This window comes from Blautia pseudococcoides, assembly GCF_001689125.2.
GTDB lineage: Bacteria > Bacillota > Clostridia > Lachnospirales > Lachnospiraceae > Blautia > Blautia pseudococcoides.
The window spans coordinates 1,123,181-1,140,906 of sequence record NZ_CP015405.2; the positions used below are offsets into that span (position 1 = coordinate 1,123,181).

Sequence of the window (17,726 nt, forward strand, 5' to 3'; positions counted from 1 at the left end):
GTTTGAAGGATATGAGGAGACCGGTGCGGAGGATCGCAGTTTACTTTTTTACCTATGTCGCAAAGCAGCCGGGACTGACAGCCACATTTATCCTGGTTTCCAATCTTCTGGGAGTTGCGGCATCGTACCTTTCAAAAAGTGCAGCGGGAAAGGTATCAGCCAGAAATACCGTAATATATTCTTATATTGCCATGGTAGTGGTATTGGTATTAGGTTTTGTTTTCTACAGCAGTACATGGGCAGTGCTCGTATTCGTAAGTATCGCGCAGTTTTTCTGCACCATGACAAATGCCTGTGCGCCTGCGCTCTACGCTGACTGTGCTATCTATAGTGAGTATAAGACAGGTGTCAATGCAACCGGGCTGATCATGGGCCTGAGCAATATCCCGCTGAAAATAGGAGTGGTGAGCCGCGGGATATTGATTAATGCATGTCTTGCAATGGCCGGATTTTCATCAGCCATTGTACAGTCAGGGGAGACGACTGCGAAGCTGGCAAGGGGGATCAGCATGGGATTTACATTGATCCCGGCAGTAGCAATGGTGATCTTGCAGCCGTTATGGTATTTGGATACCGGCTGACCGGAAAAGCAGTGGAGGGATACTCGGCTGAAATTGAGCAGAGAAAGAATAGAGAATAAACAGGTAAGAAACAGAGGAATAAGGGTGCGGATTGACCGGTAAGTCTAAAAAAGCCCTGCCAATCAGGCAGGGCTGTGAGCCGGCGGAGTCAAAATATCTCACCGCCAAAGCGGAGGTGTCTTGGCCCGCCATGCTCATTTTTTTATTTCACTTCTACAAGTTCGTACTCTTTCTGGCCAAGACCGATTTTTACACCATGCTCAATGGATGATTCCCAGTTAGTCTCAGGGAAAATGGTGTGGAAGTGGTCATGATGGGCTTCTTCTTTTTTCAATTCACCCAGGCGGCTGTTGGCAATCTCAGGCTGGGCATTTACCGCGTCTGCGCACGCCAGGTCCAGGGCAATGGGGTCAAAAGAGGCAAACATTCCCACATTGGGAACAATCGCTGCGTCGTTTTCCGCATGGCAGTCACAGTAGGGAGATACATCGATCACAAGGCTGATATGGAAGCAGGGACGTCCATCCACAACAGCTTTTGTATACTCTGCAATCTTGCAGTTTAAGATGTCATTGGATTCATCCGAAGCCGGCTGTACGGCATCCTTGGGACAGACACCGATACATCTGCCGCAGCCTACACATTTGTCATGGCCAATAAAGGCTTTTTTGTTCTCAAACTGTGGTGCATTATGGGCGCAGACCTTAGCACACTGCTTACAGCCAATACACAAATCCTGATCTATGTGAGGTTTTCCGGCACTGTGCATTTCCATTTTGCCTGCACGGGAACCGCATCCCATACCGATATTTTTCAGTGTACCGCCAAATCCGGTGGCTTCATGGCCCTTAAAATGGGTGAGGGAAATGAAAACGTCTGCATCCATAACTGCGCGGCCGATTTTGGCCTCTTTCACATACTGGCCGCCCTCCACAGGCACCAAAGATTCATCGGTTCCTTTCAGGCCATCGGCGATCAATACCTGGCAGCCGGTGGTGAGAGGATTAAAGCCGTTTAAATTTGCGCTGTCCAGATGGTCCAGGGCATTCTTCCTGCCGCCTACATACAGGGTGTTACAGTCCGTAAGAAATGGTTTTCCTCCTAATTCTTTTACCACGTCAGCAACGGCCTTTGCGTAGTTTGGGCGAAGAAAAGCCAGATTTCCGGGCTCTCCAAAATGCATTTTGATGGCAGTGTACTTGTCCTCAAAATCAATTTCACCAATACCGGCTGATTTAATTAAACGCTGAAGCTTTGTCAGCAGGTTGTCTCCATTTTTTACACGAAGGTCTGAGTAATATACTTTAGATGCTGTCATTTGTTTCATCCTCCAATCTATGTATTCTGGAGATAATTTTAGCATTTTACTATAAGAGATACAAGAGAAAAACTGAAAAATAGCAATATTTGAACAGTTCTATGCATATATGTCAATTTCTGACATTTTCAGTTCTGTAAAAGTGTGATAAAATAGATAGCGTATGTGAAGGAACTCATGGGACCGGATGGTGCTGCGGCAAAAATCCGGCTGATAAAAATATACATAGACAGGAGCAGAAAAATGAGCAGAGAATTATATCTGGAATGTTACTCGGGAATCAGCGGTGATATGACAGTTGCCGCACTTCTTGATCTGGGTGTGGAAGAAGCCTATCTGAGGCAGGAATTGGAGAAGCTGCATCTGGACGGCTATGAAATAAAAATATCACGGACAAAGAAAAATCAGATCACTGCAATGGATTTTGACGTGATCTTGACAGAAGAGGGGGAAGGGCATCACCATCACGGAGGGCATGTCCACAGTCATTCCCACAACAGCTTTAAGGAAATCTGCGGGCTGGTCAGCCATTCAGACTTAAATGCCCATGTAAAGGAAATGACTTTAAAGATTTTCCGCGTCATTGCAGAGGCGGAAGCAAAAGTCCACGGTACGCCTGTGGAGGAGGTTCATTTTCATGAGGTTGGAGCAGTGGATTCCATTGTGGATATTACGGCAGCAGCCATATGCCTTTACAGGCTGGGATTTGACAGCATAACGGCATCTGAGCTATGGGAGGGGAAGGGTACCACCTGGTGTCAGCACGGCAGGATCCCGGTACCGGCGCCCGCTGTGCTGGAGATGCTGGCAGAACACAGGGTTCCTGTTAAATTCACACCTGTGGAGGGAGAGATGATCACGCCTACCGGGGCCGGAATTGTGGCGGCACTGTCTGGGAGAGGAAAACTGCCTGACCGCTTTGTGGTGGAAAAGACGGGAACCGGCGCGGGCAAGAAAGACTTTCCCCATGCCAATATTCTGCGCGCTATGATATTGAATACAGAGACAAGGGCCGGATTCACAGAGAGCGTGATGGACCGGGCTGACGCAGAGGCTGCCGGCCGGTTTTCGGGGCAGGCGGAGAATACTGATAAAGAAAATACCGGGATCACACAGAACGTGGTATCCGTGATAGAGACAAATGTGGATGACTGTTCCGGCGAACAGCTGGGATATGCCATGGAATGTCTTTTGGACGCCGATGCGCTGGATACCTGCTGTATGCCGGTATATATGAAAAAAAACCGCCCGGCCTACATGCTTCAGGTTATATGCAGACCCGAAGATGAGGAGAAAATGGAAACGATTCTTTTCCGGGAGACCACAAGTATCGGCCTGAGAAAATACAGGGAGGAGCGGAGTATACTTCCAAGGGAGATCATAACCGTCACACTTAGGGACGGGCAGCAGGCCAGGGTCAAGAAATGCAGCCATCACGGGCAGGAATTCTACTATCCTGAGTACGAGGATATCAGAGCAGTCAGCAGGGCAGCAGACCGCAGTTTCCCAGAGATGTACAGGGAAGCCGCAGAGGCGGCAGGCAGGAATAAAGACGGAGAGTGAGAATGGAGCAGAAATTTACGGAGAAAGAAGAAACCTTATTTTCTATTATGAAGAAATATATCGGCGAGGACGTATGTATCGCCTTTTCCGGCGGCACGGACAGCAGTCTTCTGCTCAAGGTGGCTGTGGAATGTGCCAAAAAGGACACAAAGATATATGCAGTGACTTTTGACACAGTCCTGCATCCTTCCTGTGACCTGGAAATTGCAAAAAAAGTGGCGAAAGAGATGGGGGCCATCCATCAGGTGATATTTATCAATGAGCTGGAGAATTCGGATATAAGACACAATCCGGTGGACAGATGTTATCAGTGCAAGAAAATGCTGTTTAAAAATCTGACTGCATTTGCTGAAAAGGTCCACGCAGCGACGGTTTTGGAGGGAACCAATGAAGATGACCTGCATGTATACCGCCCGGGGCTGAAGGCCGTGCGGGAGCTGGGAGTAAAAAGTCCCCTTGCCGAGGCGGGCCTGACAAAACAGGAGGTGAGAAGCCTTGCCCATAAACTGGGAATCTCCGTGGCAAACCGTCCGGCTGCCCCCTGTCTGGCCACCAGGCTTCCTTATGGGGCGGATTTGCAGCCGGAACTTTTAAGAATGCTTGAGCGTGGGGAAACTTATCTGAAAGAGGCAGGGTTTTCCGTGGTCAGGCTTCGCCTGCATGGAAATATTGCCAGAATTGAGATTCCCGTATCAGATTTTGCTGCCTTTTTAGAAAAACGGGAGGAAATTACAGGGAAACTAAAAGCGATGGGCTTTTCTTATATCACCCTGGATATGGAAGGATTCCGCAGCGGCAGCATGGATGAGACACTGCAGGAAAGGAAAGTCGAAAAATAAAATACGGTTCTGCTTGCAGACAGGGAAAAAATGGTATATGATATATCCTATGGAAAAGAAAATATAAAAGATCTCAAAATGAGGGCGTTGTGGAACCGGAAAGTTTCGCAGCACCCTCGTTGTGCGTCTGTCCTGCAGTTACGTGTCAGGGCAGCATAAGAATATGGGAATAATCCAGTCCGGCAAATATTTCATTGGCCTTTTTCTGATTCTGCTGAATGATTACCGGACTTAATCCTGCAATACGGACCGCTATGGTGGGAAGCAAGTCTAAAAGCCGTTGGAAATCGCTGCTTCTTATATCCACATCTTTATTTTGTAAGATTAATTCACGTCTTGCACCGTACTCTGCGGTGGCACACCAATAATAAGATTCGGGTGTAATATCCACATGGAAATATTTCAGGATCTCCACCTGTTTTTTTCTCACTGCCTGATGGAATTCGCCGGGAACCAAGTCACTCTCATTGACTTCCAGATGGAAAGAGAGAATGTGCGGATCACTGAAAATCTGCATCATCATAATATTAGACTGCACCATGTGCGCCTGCAGCTCATTGTCCAGAAGCCCTTCTACCTGACTGGCAATGAAATCCTTTATTTGACGGAGATAATCCATATATATTCGATTCAGCAACTCCTGTTTTTTAAAATGGTAATTGACCAGCCCTACCGGTACAGCGGCTTTTTGGGCTATCATCTGATAAGTGGTCTTTTTGTATCCTTTTTCGTACATCAGCTCCCGCGCAGTCTGATAAATCATTTCCTTTGTCAAAATCCCATTGGCATACTGCATGAAATCCCCCCTTATTTTCTGCGTAACGTTTCACTCCGTGACCAGAAACTTTTTACATCTATTTTTTACATAATATCACAGATTACGTGGACATTACAACGAAAAACTGTTACAATGAATATTATATAAAAAAGAATTCATTCAAAATTAGCCGGAAAGAGACAAACAGGAGACTGTGCGGAAAAGGAGGATAAGATGGATATGAGACCTCATTGATTTTTGATGAAGGAATAGAGAAATCACTTAAGACGCTGGAAGCCGGTTTGCAGGAAAGAAAAGGTGAAATATTGTATCATCTTTTTTCCCTGTTCTCCGGAAAAGAATAGAAAAACAGTAGAGAAAGAATTGACAAAATATATAGGTGATGAAGCTATCAATTGTGAGTGACATACGAAATTGATTAAAACCGGAAATCGTAAACCTGACAGAAGTTATTTCTGTGCAAAAGTGCCAGATAAGATAACAGACTTAAATGGTGCAGATATTTCAGGGAAGATTTATATTTATAAAATAGGGAGACATGTGTAAACCCTGCTGATATATTCATTACAAAAGAATGTCAAGAAAAAACACTTGATATGATTTGTTCGGGAATGTGGTAAATATGGTACTTTCAAGGTGCAAAATTTTGGTTTTGTGACAACACTGTGACAAATTCGAATTGAAATAGGATTTTAGGATAGAGCTTTCTATACTGTAAAAGTATGGAGGCTCTAATTTTTTTTAGATATGCGGAATTTCGTCATTATGACAGTGCGTCCGGTGGACTGTCCGCCGGACAATCCTGGGACAAAATAAAAAGTAAATCGAGCAGTTGATACGATGTAAATTTTGTGATTTATGGTAAAAAGCGCATATACATAAAATGCACAAAAATAAGGTGTTTTACCGATTTGATTAAAATTAAAGCATATGCTATTCTCTGTCTATCAGCTGATTAGTTACGATATTTGAAAACAGATAAAAAAGATAGGAGCGGATAATATGAGGAAAACAACAGAAGGAATCAAAGGACAGGTTATTTCTGTCGATACACCGGAGTTAATGAATATGTTGCATGTCGGCAGGAAAGCAGCTACAGATATTGGTACTGCTGCCAATGCGAGAATTACAATAGGCCGCCGAGTTCTCTGGAACGTAAAAAAGATTCAGCAGTATCTTGATGGGATCAGTGAATAGGAGGGGCGGCAATGAATGAAAGAGACGGCAAGAGGAGGGTATGGAATTGTGTACCGTGAAATTATGAGAAATCCGGATATACCGCCAGAATCTAAAGCAATTTATGCTTACTTGTGTAGCTTCGCTGGTAATGGTGATACGTGTTATCCAAGAGTGGAAACAATGCAGAAAGAGCTTTGCATGGGAAAACAGCGATTTAATAAATATATGTCTATTCTCATAGATTCCGGAGTTGTTGTCCGTGAACGTGAGAAGGTTGGAAATCTTGCAGGACACAATGTATATAAAATTACTCATAGGGCTGATTTTTCATAGTCTCGAAATTCGAGAGGTTGAATTTCAATATCTTGAAAATCAACCCCTAAATAATAACAGTATAAAAATTAACAGAATAAATAATAACAGATACACACGGAAAAGAGAGTGTGAGAGAAAAACCATTTCCAGAGGAGGGGGATAATATTGAGTGATTACGAGGAATTGAAAGCAAAATATAGAAGCATATCAGAAGCTATTGACAAGGCAATTAAACAAAATGAGCCATATGAGGAACTTGTGGATTCTCTTTTTCGATGTTTGAATGAGATTTTAGAAACATCGGAGGTAAAGGCTGAAAATAAGCGGATGTGGAAAGAACTCGAAGAAATATCTCAAAAGATGGATGAGAAGATAAAGTTGTGAAAATCAAAAGCCGATTTTTGAAATGTCACTCCATAAAAAGAGAGGAACAAAAACGTCCGGCGGAAAATCCGTGGACAATCCACCGGACAGTCCGTAGGAAAATCCGTGGACAATCCACCGGACAGTCCGTAGGAAAATCCGGTGTAACCAGTACCAGCACCATAACCAGTACCATTACCAATAAAGATAAAAGAAAAATATACAAAAGAAAAGAGCCACCCTACCAGGTAGCCCCTCAATATGTCTGTAAAAGCTATTTTAGTATAGGGCTGAAGCAATGTCAATCTGGAGGTGGTGAGAAACATGAGTAACGAGAAATTAGTGGAGCTGATTCGGGAAGGTACAAACAGGAAAGAAAATCTAAGTTTGTTATGGGAAAATAATCAAGGTTTGATTGATTCGATTGTACATAGACTTACGGGTTTACAATCCCGTGAAGAAGGATTCGAAGAAGCAAAACAGCAGGCATATTTCGGATTGCTAGAAGTAGTAGATAGTTACAACTTTTCTGTCGGTGTTAAGTTCTTCAGCTATGCGAAGTTCCATATCCGGAAAGCGTTATACCGCTATCATGCCAATTGCGGCGGTCTGGTGAGAGTGCCGGAATATCTGAAAAATAATTATGTGAAGCATATGGAATATCAGAAAAGATATTTTTTAGAGCATGGGAAATATCCTGATGATGAAACGTGTAAGAATGCACTCAGACTTTCTCCTGCTGCCTATGAAATCTTGAAAAGTGCTGAAAACGCCATGAACCAAATGAGCTTTGATAGCTATATGTCAGATGGAGAAGGGAAACAGCGTAGACTTGCGGATTTTATACCAGATGATAAAATTTTGGAAGAAGCTGTAATCGGGAGTGTTTACCAAAGGGAATTACATGAGGCTTTAACTGGGGCAATGGAAATTTTGAATCCAGAGGAAAGAAAGATTGTGCTCATGCACCACTATCAAGGTAGAATATAATATAATCAAGTTAAAGATAAGTCAAGCGAAGGTAGACGGGAGTAGGGAAAACTCTGTAAAGAAAAAACACTTGACACCATGAAAAAGATGTTGTATGATACACAAGGTGATGACGAGTGGAAAAAATTGTTGAACAGACTTTACTATACGATTTCTATGGTGAGCTCCTAACCGAGCACCAGCGCAGAATATACGAGGATGTAGTGCTGAATGACTATTCTTTGAGCGAGGTAGCCGAAGATTTGGAGATCAGCCGGCAGGGTGTTCACGACAATGTGAAGCGCTGCGGTAAAATCCTGCAGGATTACGAGGACAAACTGCATCTGGTGGAGAAGTTTGTGAGTATCAAGGAAAAGATCCACCGCATCCGGGAATTGACCGGACACTGTGAGGCCATGAGCAAACAGGAACTGGTCACAGAAGTGGAACACATTTCCCAGGAAATATTAGAGGAGTTATAGCAGATGGCATTTGAGAGCTTAACCGATAAACTTCAGAATGTATTTAAAAACTTGAGAAAAAAAGGCCGTCTGACCGAAGCTGATGTTAAAGCAGCGCTGAAGGAAGTAAAAATGGCGCTTCTGGAAGCTGACGTAAGCTTCAAGGTGGTAAAGCAATTTATGAAATCCGTTCAGGAGCGGGCAGTAGGTGCTGATGTCATGTCAGGATTGAATCCGGGCCAGATGGTGATCAAGATTGTAAATGAAGAGCTGGTCAATCTGATGGGCAGCGAGACTGCAGAGCTGGCATTAAAGCCGGGCGGCGAGATATCAGTCATTATGATGGCTGGTCTCCAGGGTGCAGGTAAAACCACCACAACAGCGAAGCTGGCCGGAAAGCTGAAGTCAAAAGGACGCAAACCTCTCCTCGCAGCATGTGACGTGTACCGTCCGGCAGCCATCACCCAGTTACAGGTGAACGGGGAAAAACAGGGCGTGGATGTTTTCTCCATGGGAGATAGACAGAACCCTGTGGATATTGCCAAGGCAGCTTACGAACATGCAAAAAAAGAAAAATTCAATGTTTTGATTTTGGATACTGCAGGCCGTCTTCATATAGATGAAGACATGATGAAAGAGCTTGCAAACATCAAGGAAGCCATTGAAGTGGATCAGACCGTGTTGGTAGTAGATGCCATGACTGGTCAGGACGCGGTAAATGTGGCAGAAACCTTTGGAGAGAAAGTCGGCATTGATGGGGTGATCCTCACCAAATTAGACGGCGATGCCAGAGGCGGTGCAGCGTTATCCATCAAGGCGGTCACAGGCAAACCCATTTTATTTGTGGGTATGGGAGAAAAATTATCGGATTTGGAGCAGTTCTATCCGGACCGTATGGCATCCCGTATTCTGGGAATGGGCGATGTTATGAGCCTGATCGAGAAGGCCCAGGCAAACCTGGACGAAGAAAAAGCCAAGGAGATGGAACAGAAATTCCGCAAGAATTCTTTTGGTTTTGACGACTATCTGGAAAGCATGAACCAGATGAAGAACATGGGCGGCATATCCAGCGTATTGAATATGATACCCGGTATGGGCAGTCAGATAAAAGATATTGACAGCATGGTGGACGAGAAAGATATGGCAAGAAAAGAAGCCATGATCCTATCCATGACACCGAGAGAGCGCTCCCATCCGGAAATCCTGAACCCATCCAGAAAGGCGAGAATCGCCAAAGGCGCAGGCGTGGATATGACGGAGGTCAACCGTCTGGTCAAACAGTTTGAACAGGCCAAGAAAATGATGAAACAGATGCCCGGACTCATGGGCGGTAAAGGTGGTAAAAGAGGAAAATTCAAACTTCCCTTTTAACATATAGAAGAAAAATAAGCCAGGAGGTGAAAGAGATGGCAGTAAAAATCAGATTAAGAAGAATGGGACAGAAAAAAGCTCCTTTCTATAGAATCATCGTTGCAGATTCCAGATCCCCGAGAGATGGTAAATTCATCGAGGAGATTGGAACATACGATCCGAACCAGGATCCCAGCGTTTACAAAGTAGACGAGGAAGCAGCAAAAAAATGGCTGGCTAGCGGTGCACAGCCTACAGAAGTTGTTGCTAAAATCTTCAAAGCAGCTGGTATCGAAAAATAGGATTCCGGGAGGTAGCTTGTGATGAAAGAATTAGTAGAAGTAATTGCAAAGTCTCTTGTAGATTATCCGGATGAAGTTGCGGTAACGGAAACAGAAGAGGATAATGCCGTTCTGGTAGAGTTGAAAGTGGCTCCGGCAGACATGGGCAAAGTCATCGGCCGTCAGGGTAGAATTGCCAAGGCAATCCGTACCGTAGTGAAAGCTGCATCTTCCAAAAGCGACAAGAAAGTAGTCGTAGATATTTTACAATAACTGAACCGGCCGCCAAAAGGCGGAAGTCCGGCGCAGGTGAGGAATACGGCGGATTTTATCCGTTCTGTGTAAGCGGGAGCTGTCGCGGTAAATTTTACTGCACCAGCCCCCTTTTTTTCATTACAAAGGAAAATGACCGCAGCTGGCTGTGTCCGGCGTGAGAGTCTGGCTGTATGGATGCTTTATTTTGATAACGTGATATCTTTATAATAGGAAGGAATTCGATGATGGAAGACTTATTACAGGCAGGTGTGATCACCACAACCCACGGGATCCGGGGGGAAGTTAAGGTGTTTCCCACCACTGATGATGTGCATAGATTTGAGGACCTGGACAGTGTATTGCTGGATACAGGCAGGGAATATATGGAGCTGGAAATTGAGAATGTCAAGTATTTTAAACAGTATGCAATCCTGAAATTCAAAGGGATTGACAATATCAATGATATAGAGAAATACAAAGGCAGAAGCCTCTATGTGACCAGAGACCAGGCCATTCCTTTGGAGGAGGATGAGTATTATATTGCGGACCTCATGGGACTTGACATATACCTGGAAAACGGGGAAAAGTTTGGCATACTGAAAGATGTAATGGAAACCGGAGCCAATGATGTTTACATTGTGGAGACGGAGGAAGGGAAAGAGGTGCTGATCCCTGCGATCCATGAATGTGTATTAGATATTGATATTGAGGAGAACCGGATGGAAATACATCTGATGGACGGGCTTCTGGATTAGGCAGCCGATCAGTTTTGCGGCGGGGAAAAAGGCAGTGTCTGCGTTTTAACCGCACCGGGCAGGCAGGCTTCGCCTATTCCGCACAGACTTAAGGGGCGGTGGGAGACTTACTTGTAACAGGTGGGGCAAGCTCCAATTGGCAGGCTGTATAGAAGCTATGGGGTTGTGTGCAGGCAGAGGAGCAGATGAAAAATATCTGCAATGATATACTGGTAACTATTTATGCTGCCAACCGGCAGCAGAACGGAGAATGCTATGAATTTTCATGTGTTGACCCTATTTCCGGATATGGTGCGGCAGGGGCTGGATACCAGCATAATCGGACGGGCTATGAAAGAAAAACGTATTTCATTGGAAACGGTGAATATCCGGGACTTTTCCGATAATAAACATAACAGAGTGGATGATTACCCATATGGAGGAGGAGCCGGAATGGTGATGCAGGCAGAGCCTGTGTACCGGGCCTACTGTTCTGTTGCGGAAAAATCGCTGGCAGCGGGAAAGGGCAGGAAGCCCCGCTGCATTTATCTGACGCCTCAGGGGAAGGTATTTAACCAGACTATGGTGGAAGATTTTGCCCAGGAGGAGGAGCTTATTTTCCTCTGCGGTCATTATGAAGGGATAGATGAGCGGGTTTTAGAAGAGGTCGTGACGGATTATGTCTCCATTGGAGATTATGTGCTTACCGGCGGAGAACTTGCTTCCATGGTCATGATCGACGCTGTTTCACGGTTTGTACCGGGAGTTTTGAGCAATGAAGAATCCGCCCAGTTTGAATCCATGCAGGATAACCTGCTGGAATATCCTCATTTTACGCGGCCTGAGACCTGGCATGACAAGAAAGTGCCAAAGGTTCTTCTGACCGGTGACCATAATAAAATTGAGGCCTGGAGATGGGAGCAGTCTCTGAGGCGCACAAAAGAGAGGAGACCGGATCTTATGGAGAAAAACAAGACTTTGACTGTGGCGTATTTCAGTCCCACGGAAGGAACAAAAGGCGCGGCGGAAATTCTGGCAGGTATGCTGTCACAAAATCCACAGTATTTGGATCTGACCAGAAGAAAGCTGAGAAAACAGAAACACCATTTTACAGAGAAGGATCTGCTGCTTGCGGCTGCGCCTGTATACGGCGGTCAATTGCCGAGATTGCATGAGGAATTGTATAGAAATCTGCACGGAGAGAATACACCGTGTATTCTTATGGCTGCATACGGAAACAGGCATTACGACAATACACTTGCCCAGATGCAGAAAATACTGGAGGACAGAGGCTTTTATTGTATTGGAGCCATTGCGCCGGTCATTCCGCACATATATTCCGGGAAGCTGGGGAATGGGCGGCCGGATGAGACAGATATACGGGAGTTCCGTAAATTTGCTGTTACAGTGAAGAAACGGCTGGAAGAGGATTTTCGTGAACATATAGAGCTTCCCGGCGAAGCAGAGCCGGAACCAAAGCAGATGAAACCTGTGGCAAAACTCTGGGATGCAGAAAAGTGCAATGGGTGTCAGGCATGTGTACAGAAATGCCCCGCTGCAGCTATTGATAAAGAGACTTATGCGGTGGATGAAAATTTGTGTATCAACTGTATGAGATGTGCAAAGGTATGTCCGGCAGATGCAAGGAGTTATGACTGCGGGGAAGTTCAGAAATATCTGGAATCCAATTTTATGGAGAGACGGGAAATAGAGCGTTTTTAAAAGAGAGAGTTTTGAATCAGCAAAAGCACTGGAGGCATAGTATTTATACTTTGCATCCAGTGCTTTTTGATGTAGCTTGTCTCTTATTTCCATTAGTTTTACAGTTTGGAATCAGAATAGTCCTCCGTAAGGCTGCTGCCAGGTTCCGGGTCCCCGTGGAGCCGGTTGATTTGGACCAGACACATTAACAGAATACCGAACATGGAGCCAACTAAAAATGCGATAGCTATAAAAACGATCATAGGATAAACCCAGCCCTTCTTTTCATGATATTTGTGAATACAATGTTCTAATATATATTATATTGCAAATATGGGATGTTTATTCAGTAATAGGAATATTAGACAGATAATCAGGCGGAATTATATTTACAATAAGTTTTCTTGAACCGGTGAAAGAAGATGGTTTCGTCTGTATCCATAAGAATGCGGCGTTTAGTTCACTGCCTTTAAATATGAGGTGATGATATCAAGTAAATGTGAGAGCTTATCCGGAGGGCAGGTTTCTATTAATGTTTTGATAGAGTCTAAATCATTCAGATTTTTTTGTTCACCAAACAATAAATAGTCGATATTTATGTGCAAAGCAGATTTAAGTTTACATAAAGTGTTCACGGACATTCCTTTTTGCCCCAACTCCAGATCATAGCAGAAGCGGGGCGTAATATCCGCCTTTTCCGCCAGCTCCTCCCTGGTATAACCCAGTAATTCCCGTTGCTGCAGTATTCTTTTTCCTATACTCAGTTTATCTAGTTTCTTCATCTTTATATCCTCCGTATATTTTATATGGGGAAATATCCCTTTGATTACGATACCAGAAATAAAATGGTTAAAAATGAACTGCAAGGAGATAAAATATGTGCTCTAGGTTCGTTTTCATTACTGCTGTAAGAAGATAAAATTTAAGTAACAATTAAATGTAATTTTTTTACAGGCACTTTTTAATGGGGTTATGATAGTAAGATGCGGAAAGTGCTGTTTTTTATGCGTATGGTTCGGCGAAAGATAAGTATTTATGGGATGTGATGTCAAATACCGGAAAATTGGTTTGATCCTGCATTTTATTGCAGAAGGGTATTCCGGCATAGAAATAGTAAAAATGGTTTGTTGTACTGTTTTACGAATGGAGGATTAAAAAATATGGTAAAAAGTATAGAAAGACGAAAAACGTAAGAAATAAATTTGTTTATTGGAATTGTGAAGAATAAAGAAACTTTGATTTTATTTGGTTGATCTGAAGAGGTATGTACAAGAAAAGATGGAGCCGTAGCTTGACATAATATGTCAAACACGTTAGAATGTACAGGAACCAAGGATGAAATAAGCGATTATTGGCTGACGCTCCTTGTGGAAAGCGACTGTTTTCGTTTTATTACAGGGTGGAGTGTGCAGCATTTCCTATAAGGCCGGATTAGATGTACAAAGTTTTTGGATGATCATGTAAAATAATTCTGCTGGATGCTGAAGAAATGCGGCAAAATCATTGAGGGATTTGGGAGTTCGTTATGTATCAGAAAAACGGAAGTAGTTGGTTAAAGCATTTGGATTTTATCATTTTAGATTTAATCTGTATGGAAGTTTCATTTCTGCTGAGTTATGTCTTTAGAAACGGAAAGATGTTTCGGTTATCCGATGATAATTATCGTGATGTGGAGATTATCCTGCTGTTTATCTTTTTTGTGGTTGTGTTTTTTAATGAAAGCTACAGCGGTATTTTAAGACGAGGGTATTTTAGAGAGTTCGTGGCAGTATTGAAGCATGTGACTTATATTGTAGCTATCATGCTGGTGTATCTGTTTTTTGTGAAGCAGTCATCTACATATTCACGGGTTATTTTTATCAGCATGTGGGGCATTTATATTGTGCTGTCTTATGTCACAAGGCTGGCATGGAAACAGAATATTAAGAGGCGGGTGGACAGGCAGGAAGGCAAGCGTTCTCTGCTTCTGGTGACCTCTGCGGATGTGGCCTCTGAAGTTGTGAAGACGATTCTGAGGAATAATTTTGAAAGTTTATACCTGGATGGAATTGCGATTATTGATGTGCAGATGACCGGCAAGAAGATTCTGGGGGTTCCTGTTGTTGCGGATAAGGACAGCATGGTATCTTATATCCAGAAGAACTGGGTGGATGAAGTGTTTTTTAATCCCTCAGAAGAGACAGTTATACCGAATGAGATGATAAAGAGCTGCGCCAGTATGGGCGTGACGATACATATGAAGCTGGCTAAGCTGGAAGTGCTGGGGAATAACCAGATCGTGGAGAAGATGGCAGGATATACTGTGCTTTCCAGCAGTATAAAAATGGCTTCTCCGAGGGATATGTTTTTGAAAAGGGCTATGGATATTGCCGGGGGATTGGTCGGCGTGCTGATGACAGGGATACTGACTGTATTTATTGCGCCAATTATTAAGATAAAATCTCCGGGGCCGGTGTTTTTTTCGCAGATTCGGGTTGGGAAGAATGGGAAGAAATTTAAAATTTATAAATTCCGCTCTATGTATATGGATGCTGAGGCGCGGAAGAAGGAATTGATGGAGAAGAATAAGATCCAGGATGGACTGATGTTTAAGATGGATGATGATCCCAGGATCATTAAAGGGATTGGGAATTTTATTCGGAAGACGTCACTGGATGAGTTTCCGCAGTTCTGGAACGTGCTGAAGGGGGATATGAGCCTGGTTGGGACAAGGCCTCCGACTGTGGATGAGTGGGAGAAGTATGAGGTGCATCATAGGAAGAGACTGGCGATCAAGCCGGGGATCACTGGGATGTGGCAGGTTAGTGGGAGAAGTGGGATTACGGATTTTGAGAAAGTGGTGGAGTTGGATACTGGGTATATAACAGATTGGAGTTTGGGACTGGATATGAAGTTGCTGTGGAAGACAGTATTGGTTGTTTTTAGAGGGGAGGGATCTATGTAATATTTGTAATTAGATAAGTAATAATATAAAAGAAACAAAGATAATTATCTAAGCAAATTTTTTTGAATTGAATATTTTGAGTGGAAATTAAATAAAAACATCATTTCTTTATGAAATAGAGAAGTATAGCGATAAGGATGTTAAACAAGACTTTATAGTGATGGAGAAAAACATAGGAAGAGATAAAATACTGGAGGAAACGGGTTGTGGTGAATATAAAGATGAAAGTTGCAATGCTGGGATATAAACGAATTCCCTCCCGTGAAGGTGGTATTGAAGTTGTGGTTGAGGAGTTATCCACGCAGATGGTTGCTCTTGGCAACGAAGTCACCTGCTACAACCGAGGCGGACATCATGTAAGTGGTAAGGAGTTCGACAGATCCAGTTTGAAAGAATATAAAGGAATCCAACTGAAAACGGTGCCAACAATCAATAAAAGAGGACTTGCCGCTATGACTGCATCCGTTTCAGCAGCGGTGTGCGTAGCCTTTGGACGTTATGATGTGGTTCATTTTCACGCAGAAGGACCGTGCGCCATGCTGTGGCTGCCTAAACTGTTTGGAAAGAGGTGTATTGCCACTGTTCATGGTTTGGATCACCAGAGAGCCAAGTGGGGTAGGTTTGCTAAGTGGTACATAATGACTGGCGAAAAGGTCGCTGTGAAATATGCGAATGAGATTATTGTACTTAGCAAAGGTGTACAGGATTACTTCTGGGATACATACAGTCGGGAAACTATATTTATTCCCAATGGCGTTAACCGGCCACAGATTTTGGATGCAGAGCTGATTACTGAGAAGTTTAATTTGATAAAAGACAGCTATATTTTGTTTTTGGGACGTCTGGTTCCCGAAAAGGGTTTGCGCTATCTGATTGAAGCATTCTGGGAAGTGGAAACAGATAAGAAGTTGGTGATCGCTGGCGGCTCCTCTGACACAGATGTATTTGCAAATGAACTAAAAAGTCTTGCAGACCATGATGAGCGAATCATATTCACCGGATTTGTTCAGGGAAAACTGTTGGAAGAGCTTTATAGCAATGCTTACATATACACACTCCCTTCTGATTTAGAGGGGATGCCACTGAGCCTTCTGGAGGCTATGAGTTATGGGAATTGTTGTGTGACGAGTGATATTCCAGAGTGTACAGATGTTGTTGAAGGTAAGGCAGTAACATTTGCAAAAAGTAATGTTACTGATTTGAAAGATAAATTACAGATGCTCTGTGATGATGAAAAATTGGTACAGAAGTACAAGTATGGAGCAACTGACTTTATTTGCAGTAAGTATAGCTGGAATGATGTGGTTCATAGAACATTGGAATTATATAGGAAGTAAATAACTTAAGATAGGTGTGAGAACGGGGATGAATTATGGAAAAGAAGTATTATGGGGCGATTGATGGTTTAAGGAAAATTGCAGCGATTGGAATTCTAATGATGCTTATGGCTGCAAATAATGATTACTATATGTCAGGATTTATTTACGAAAGGATAATTTCTTCTTTTACAAATTTTGTATTCCTGTTTATGACTGTATCGGCATTTGGAATGTGCTGCGGTAATTATGAGAAGGTTATGATAAATCGGATTTCAGTTTCGGATTTCAATAAGAAACGTTTTCAGAAGATTCTCCCATTTTTGCAGTAATTGTTTTATTGGATTTTGCAATTTCTACATTAATGAATTCCTTATATGAAGGATTTGCAGTTTTGATACTTGTATTTGGTCTTCTGCTCGATGCCGATTTTTGTGATGTACACACTGTTTGCTACGCCGTTCCGTCCAGTAATTCTGTAGATAGGGATTACAGAGGTACTTGAATTCATAAAAGTAAGATGATGAGAAATCAGATAAAGGTCTTGATGGTAAACCATGTCTTTAACCCAATGCAGGGAGTGAAATATACATATTGAAGAATAAATAAAATAGCGGTAATACCACATAAAACTGCGCTTGGACATAAGTAAAGGCCTCTAATTCCGCTATTTTTGTTTCACTTCTAATCGGTATCAGCAGATGACGTTATCATTAATACATAATAAGTTTTTATCCTAACACAGAGGCTGAAACATAGTATAAATCACAATACAGAAA

At 43.1% G+C, this 17,726-nt stretch carries 20 protein-coding genes and 1 pseudogene; 17 read left to right on the forward strand and 4 right to left on the reverse strand.

Translation table 11 applies throughout. The annotated features are described in order from the left end of the window. The first annotated feature begins 11 nt into the window (after window positions 1–11). Window positions 12–581: an MFS transporter gene (locus tag A4V09_RS25150; protein ID WP_242963964.1), complete on the forward strand. Its 570-nt coding sequence runs from the start codon at window positions 12–14 to the stop codon at window positions 579–581. 202 nt (window positions 582–783) lie between these two features. On the opposite strand, the gene A4V09_RS05185 is transcribed toward A4V09_RS25150, so the two are convergent. Then, on the reverse strand, window positions 784–1,899 hold the full coding sequence (locus A4V09_RS05185; protein WP_065541403.1) for a DUF362 domain-containing protein: 1,116 nt from the start codon (window positions 1,897–1,899) through the stop codon (window positions 784–786). Window positions 1,900–2,142: 243 nt separating this feature from the next. Between A4V09_RS05185 and larC the strand changes: the two genes are divergently transcribed. Both larC and larE read left to right on the forward strand, forming a co-directional pair. After that, complete coding sequence (gene larC, locus A4V09_RS05190; RefSeq protein WP_065544644.1) at window positions 2,143–3,462, forward strand: nickel pincer cofactor biosynthesis protein LarC; 1,320 nt, start codon at window positions 2,143–2,145, stop codon at window positions 3,460–3,462. 2 nt (window positions 3,463–3,464) lie between these two features. Further along, window positions 3,465–4,301, forward strand: a complete 837-nt coding sequence (gene larE, locus A4V09_RS05195) for an ATP-dependent sacrificial sulfur transferase LarE (protein ID WP_065541404.1) — start codon at window positions 3,465–3,467, stop codon at window positions 4,299–4,301. Window positions 4,302–4,446: 145 nt separating this feature from the next. Here the strand turns inward: larE and A4V09_RS05200 are convergent, their stop codons facing one another. Then, window positions 4,447–5,097, reverse strand: a complete 651-nt coding sequence (locus tag A4V09_RS05200) for a TetR/AcrR family transcriptional regulator (RefSeq protein ID WP_065541405.1) — start codon at window positions 5,095–5,097, stop codon at window positions 4,447–4,449. A gap of 984 nt (window positions 5,098–6,081) precedes the next feature. Between A4V09_RS05200 and A4V09_RS05205 the strand changes: the two genes are divergently transcribed. The 11 genes and pseudogenes from A4V09_RS05205 to A4V09_RS26695 all read left to right on the forward strand — a co-directional run bounded on the left by A4V09_RS05205 (window position 6,082) and on the right by A4V09_RS26695 (window position 12,708). Beyond that, window positions 6,082–6,276 carry a hypothetical protein gene (locus A4V09_RS05205; protein ID WP_065541406.1) on the forward strand — a complete coding sequence of 65 codons (195 nt, stop codon included), beginning with the start codon at window positions 6,082–6,084 and terminating at the stop codon, window positions 6,274–6,276. A 15-nt stretch (window positions 6,277–6,291) separates the two neighbouring features. Further along, the gene (locus A4V09_RS05210) at window positions 6,292–6,591 is read left to right on the forward strand and encodes a helix-turn-helix domain-containing protein (protein ID WP_065541407.1); all 300 of its coding nucleotides are present in this window, start codon (window positions 6,292–6,294) and stop codon (window positions 6,589–6,591) included. 147 nt (window positions 6,592–6,738) lie between these two features. After that, window positions 6,739–6,957, forward strand: a complete 219-nt coding sequence (locus tag A4V09_RS05215; protein WP_065541408.1) for a hypothetical protein — start codon at window positions 6,739–6,741, stop codon at window positions 6,955–6,957. Between the two features lie 303 nt (window positions 6,958–7,260). Next, window positions 7,261–7,926 carry a sigma-70 family RNA polymerase sigma factor gene (locus tag A4V09_RS05225; RefSeq protein ID WP_065541410.1) on the forward strand — a complete coding sequence of 222 codons (666 nt, stop codon included), beginning with the start codon at window positions 7,261–7,263 and terminating at the stop codon, window positions 7,924–7,926. Window positions 7,927–8,042: 116 nt separating this feature from the next. Next, complete coding sequence (ylxM, locus tag A4V09_RS05230; RefSeq protein WP_065541411.1) at window positions 8,043–8,387, forward strand: YlxM family DNA-binding protein; 345 nt, start codon at window positions 8,043–8,045, stop codon at window positions 8,385–8,387. A gap of 3 nt (window positions 8,388–8,390) precedes the next feature. Then, window positions 8,391–9,737 (forward strand): signal recognition particle protein, encoded by a 1,347-nt coding sequence (gene ffh, locus A4V09_RS05235; RefSeq protein ID WP_065541412.1) that lies wholly within the window; start codon window positions 8,391–8,393, stop codon window positions 9,735–9,737. A gap of 35 nt (window positions 9,738–9,772) precedes the next feature. Next, window positions 9,773–10,018, forward strand: a complete 246-nt coding sequence (gene rpsP, locus A4V09_RS05240) for a 30S ribosomal protein S16 (RefSeq protein WP_065541413.1) — start codon at window positions 9,773–9,775, stop codon at window positions 10,016–10,018. A 21-nt stretch (window positions 10,019–10,039) separates the two neighbouring features. Then, the gene (locus A4V09_RS05245; protein ID WP_018597481.1) at window positions 10,040–10,270 is read left to right on the forward strand and encodes a KH domain-containing protein; all 231 of its coding nucleotides are present in this window, start codon (window positions 10,040–10,042) and stop codon (window positions 10,268–10,270) included. A 227-nt stretch (window positions 10,271–10,497) separates the two neighbouring features. Continuing rightward, window positions 10,498–11,007 (forward strand): ribosome maturation factor RimM, encoded by a 510-nt coding sequence (gene rimM / locus A4V09_RS05250; RefSeq protein WP_065544645.1) that lies wholly within the window; start codon window positions 10,498–10,500, stop codon window positions 11,005–11,007. A 255-nt stretch (window positions 11,008–11,262) separates the two neighbouring features. After that, window positions 11,263–11,955 (forward strand): annotated as a pseudogene (gene trmD / locus A4V09_RS26690) (tRNA (guanosine(37)-N1)-methyltransferase TrmD); the annotation flags it as partial. A gap of 513 nt (window positions 11,956–12,468) precedes the next feature. Continuing rightward, a complete protein-coding gene (locus A4V09_RS26695) occupies window positions 12,469–12,708 on the forward strand; it encodes a 4Fe-4S binding protein (RefSeq protein WP_408606832.1) in 240 nt (79 codons plus the stop codon). Between the two features lie 98 nt (window positions 12,709–12,806). On the opposite strand, the gene A4V09_RS24195 is transcribed toward A4V09_RS26695, so the two are convergent. Beyond that, entirely contained in the window at window positions 12,807–12,950 is a 144-nt protein-coding gene (locus A4V09_RS24195) for a DUF3789 domain-containing protein (RefSeq protein ID WP_157123454.1), read from the reverse strand. Window positions 12,951–13,142: 192 nt separating this feature from the next. Beyond that, window positions 13,143–13,469, reverse strand: a complete 327-nt coding sequence (locus A4V09_RS05260; protein WP_065541415.1) for a helix-turn-helix domain-containing protein — start codon at window positions 13,467–13,469, stop codon at window positions 13,143–13,145. Window positions 13,470–14,212: 743 nt separating this feature from the next. Between A4V09_RS05260 and A4V09_RS05265 the strand changes: the two genes are divergently transcribed. The 3 genes from A4V09_RS05265 (at window position 14,213) to A4V09_RS05275 (ending at window position 17,279) form a co-directional block, all read left to right on the forward strand. Continuing rightward, complete coding sequence (locus A4V09_RS05265; RefSeq protein WP_065541416.1) at window positions 14,213–15,631, forward strand: sugar transferase; 1,419 nt, start codon at window positions 14,213–14,215, stop codon at window positions 15,629–15,631. 233 nt (window positions 15,632–15,864) lie between these two features. Beyond that, window positions 15,865–16,968 carry a glycosyltransferase family 4 protein gene (locus tag A4V09_RS05270; protein ID WP_065544646.1) on the forward strand — a complete coding sequence of 368 codons (1,104 nt, stop codon included), beginning with the start codon at window positions 15,865–15,867 and terminating at the stop codon, window positions 16,966–16,968. 35 nt (window positions 16,969–17,003) lie between these two features. Then, window positions 17,004–17,279, forward strand: coding sequence for an acyltransferase (locus A4V09_RS05275; protein ID WP_065541417.1), 276 nt, complete (start codon window positions 17,004–17,006; stop codon window positions 17,277–17,279). Window positions 17,280–17,726 lie beyond the last annotated feature (447 nt).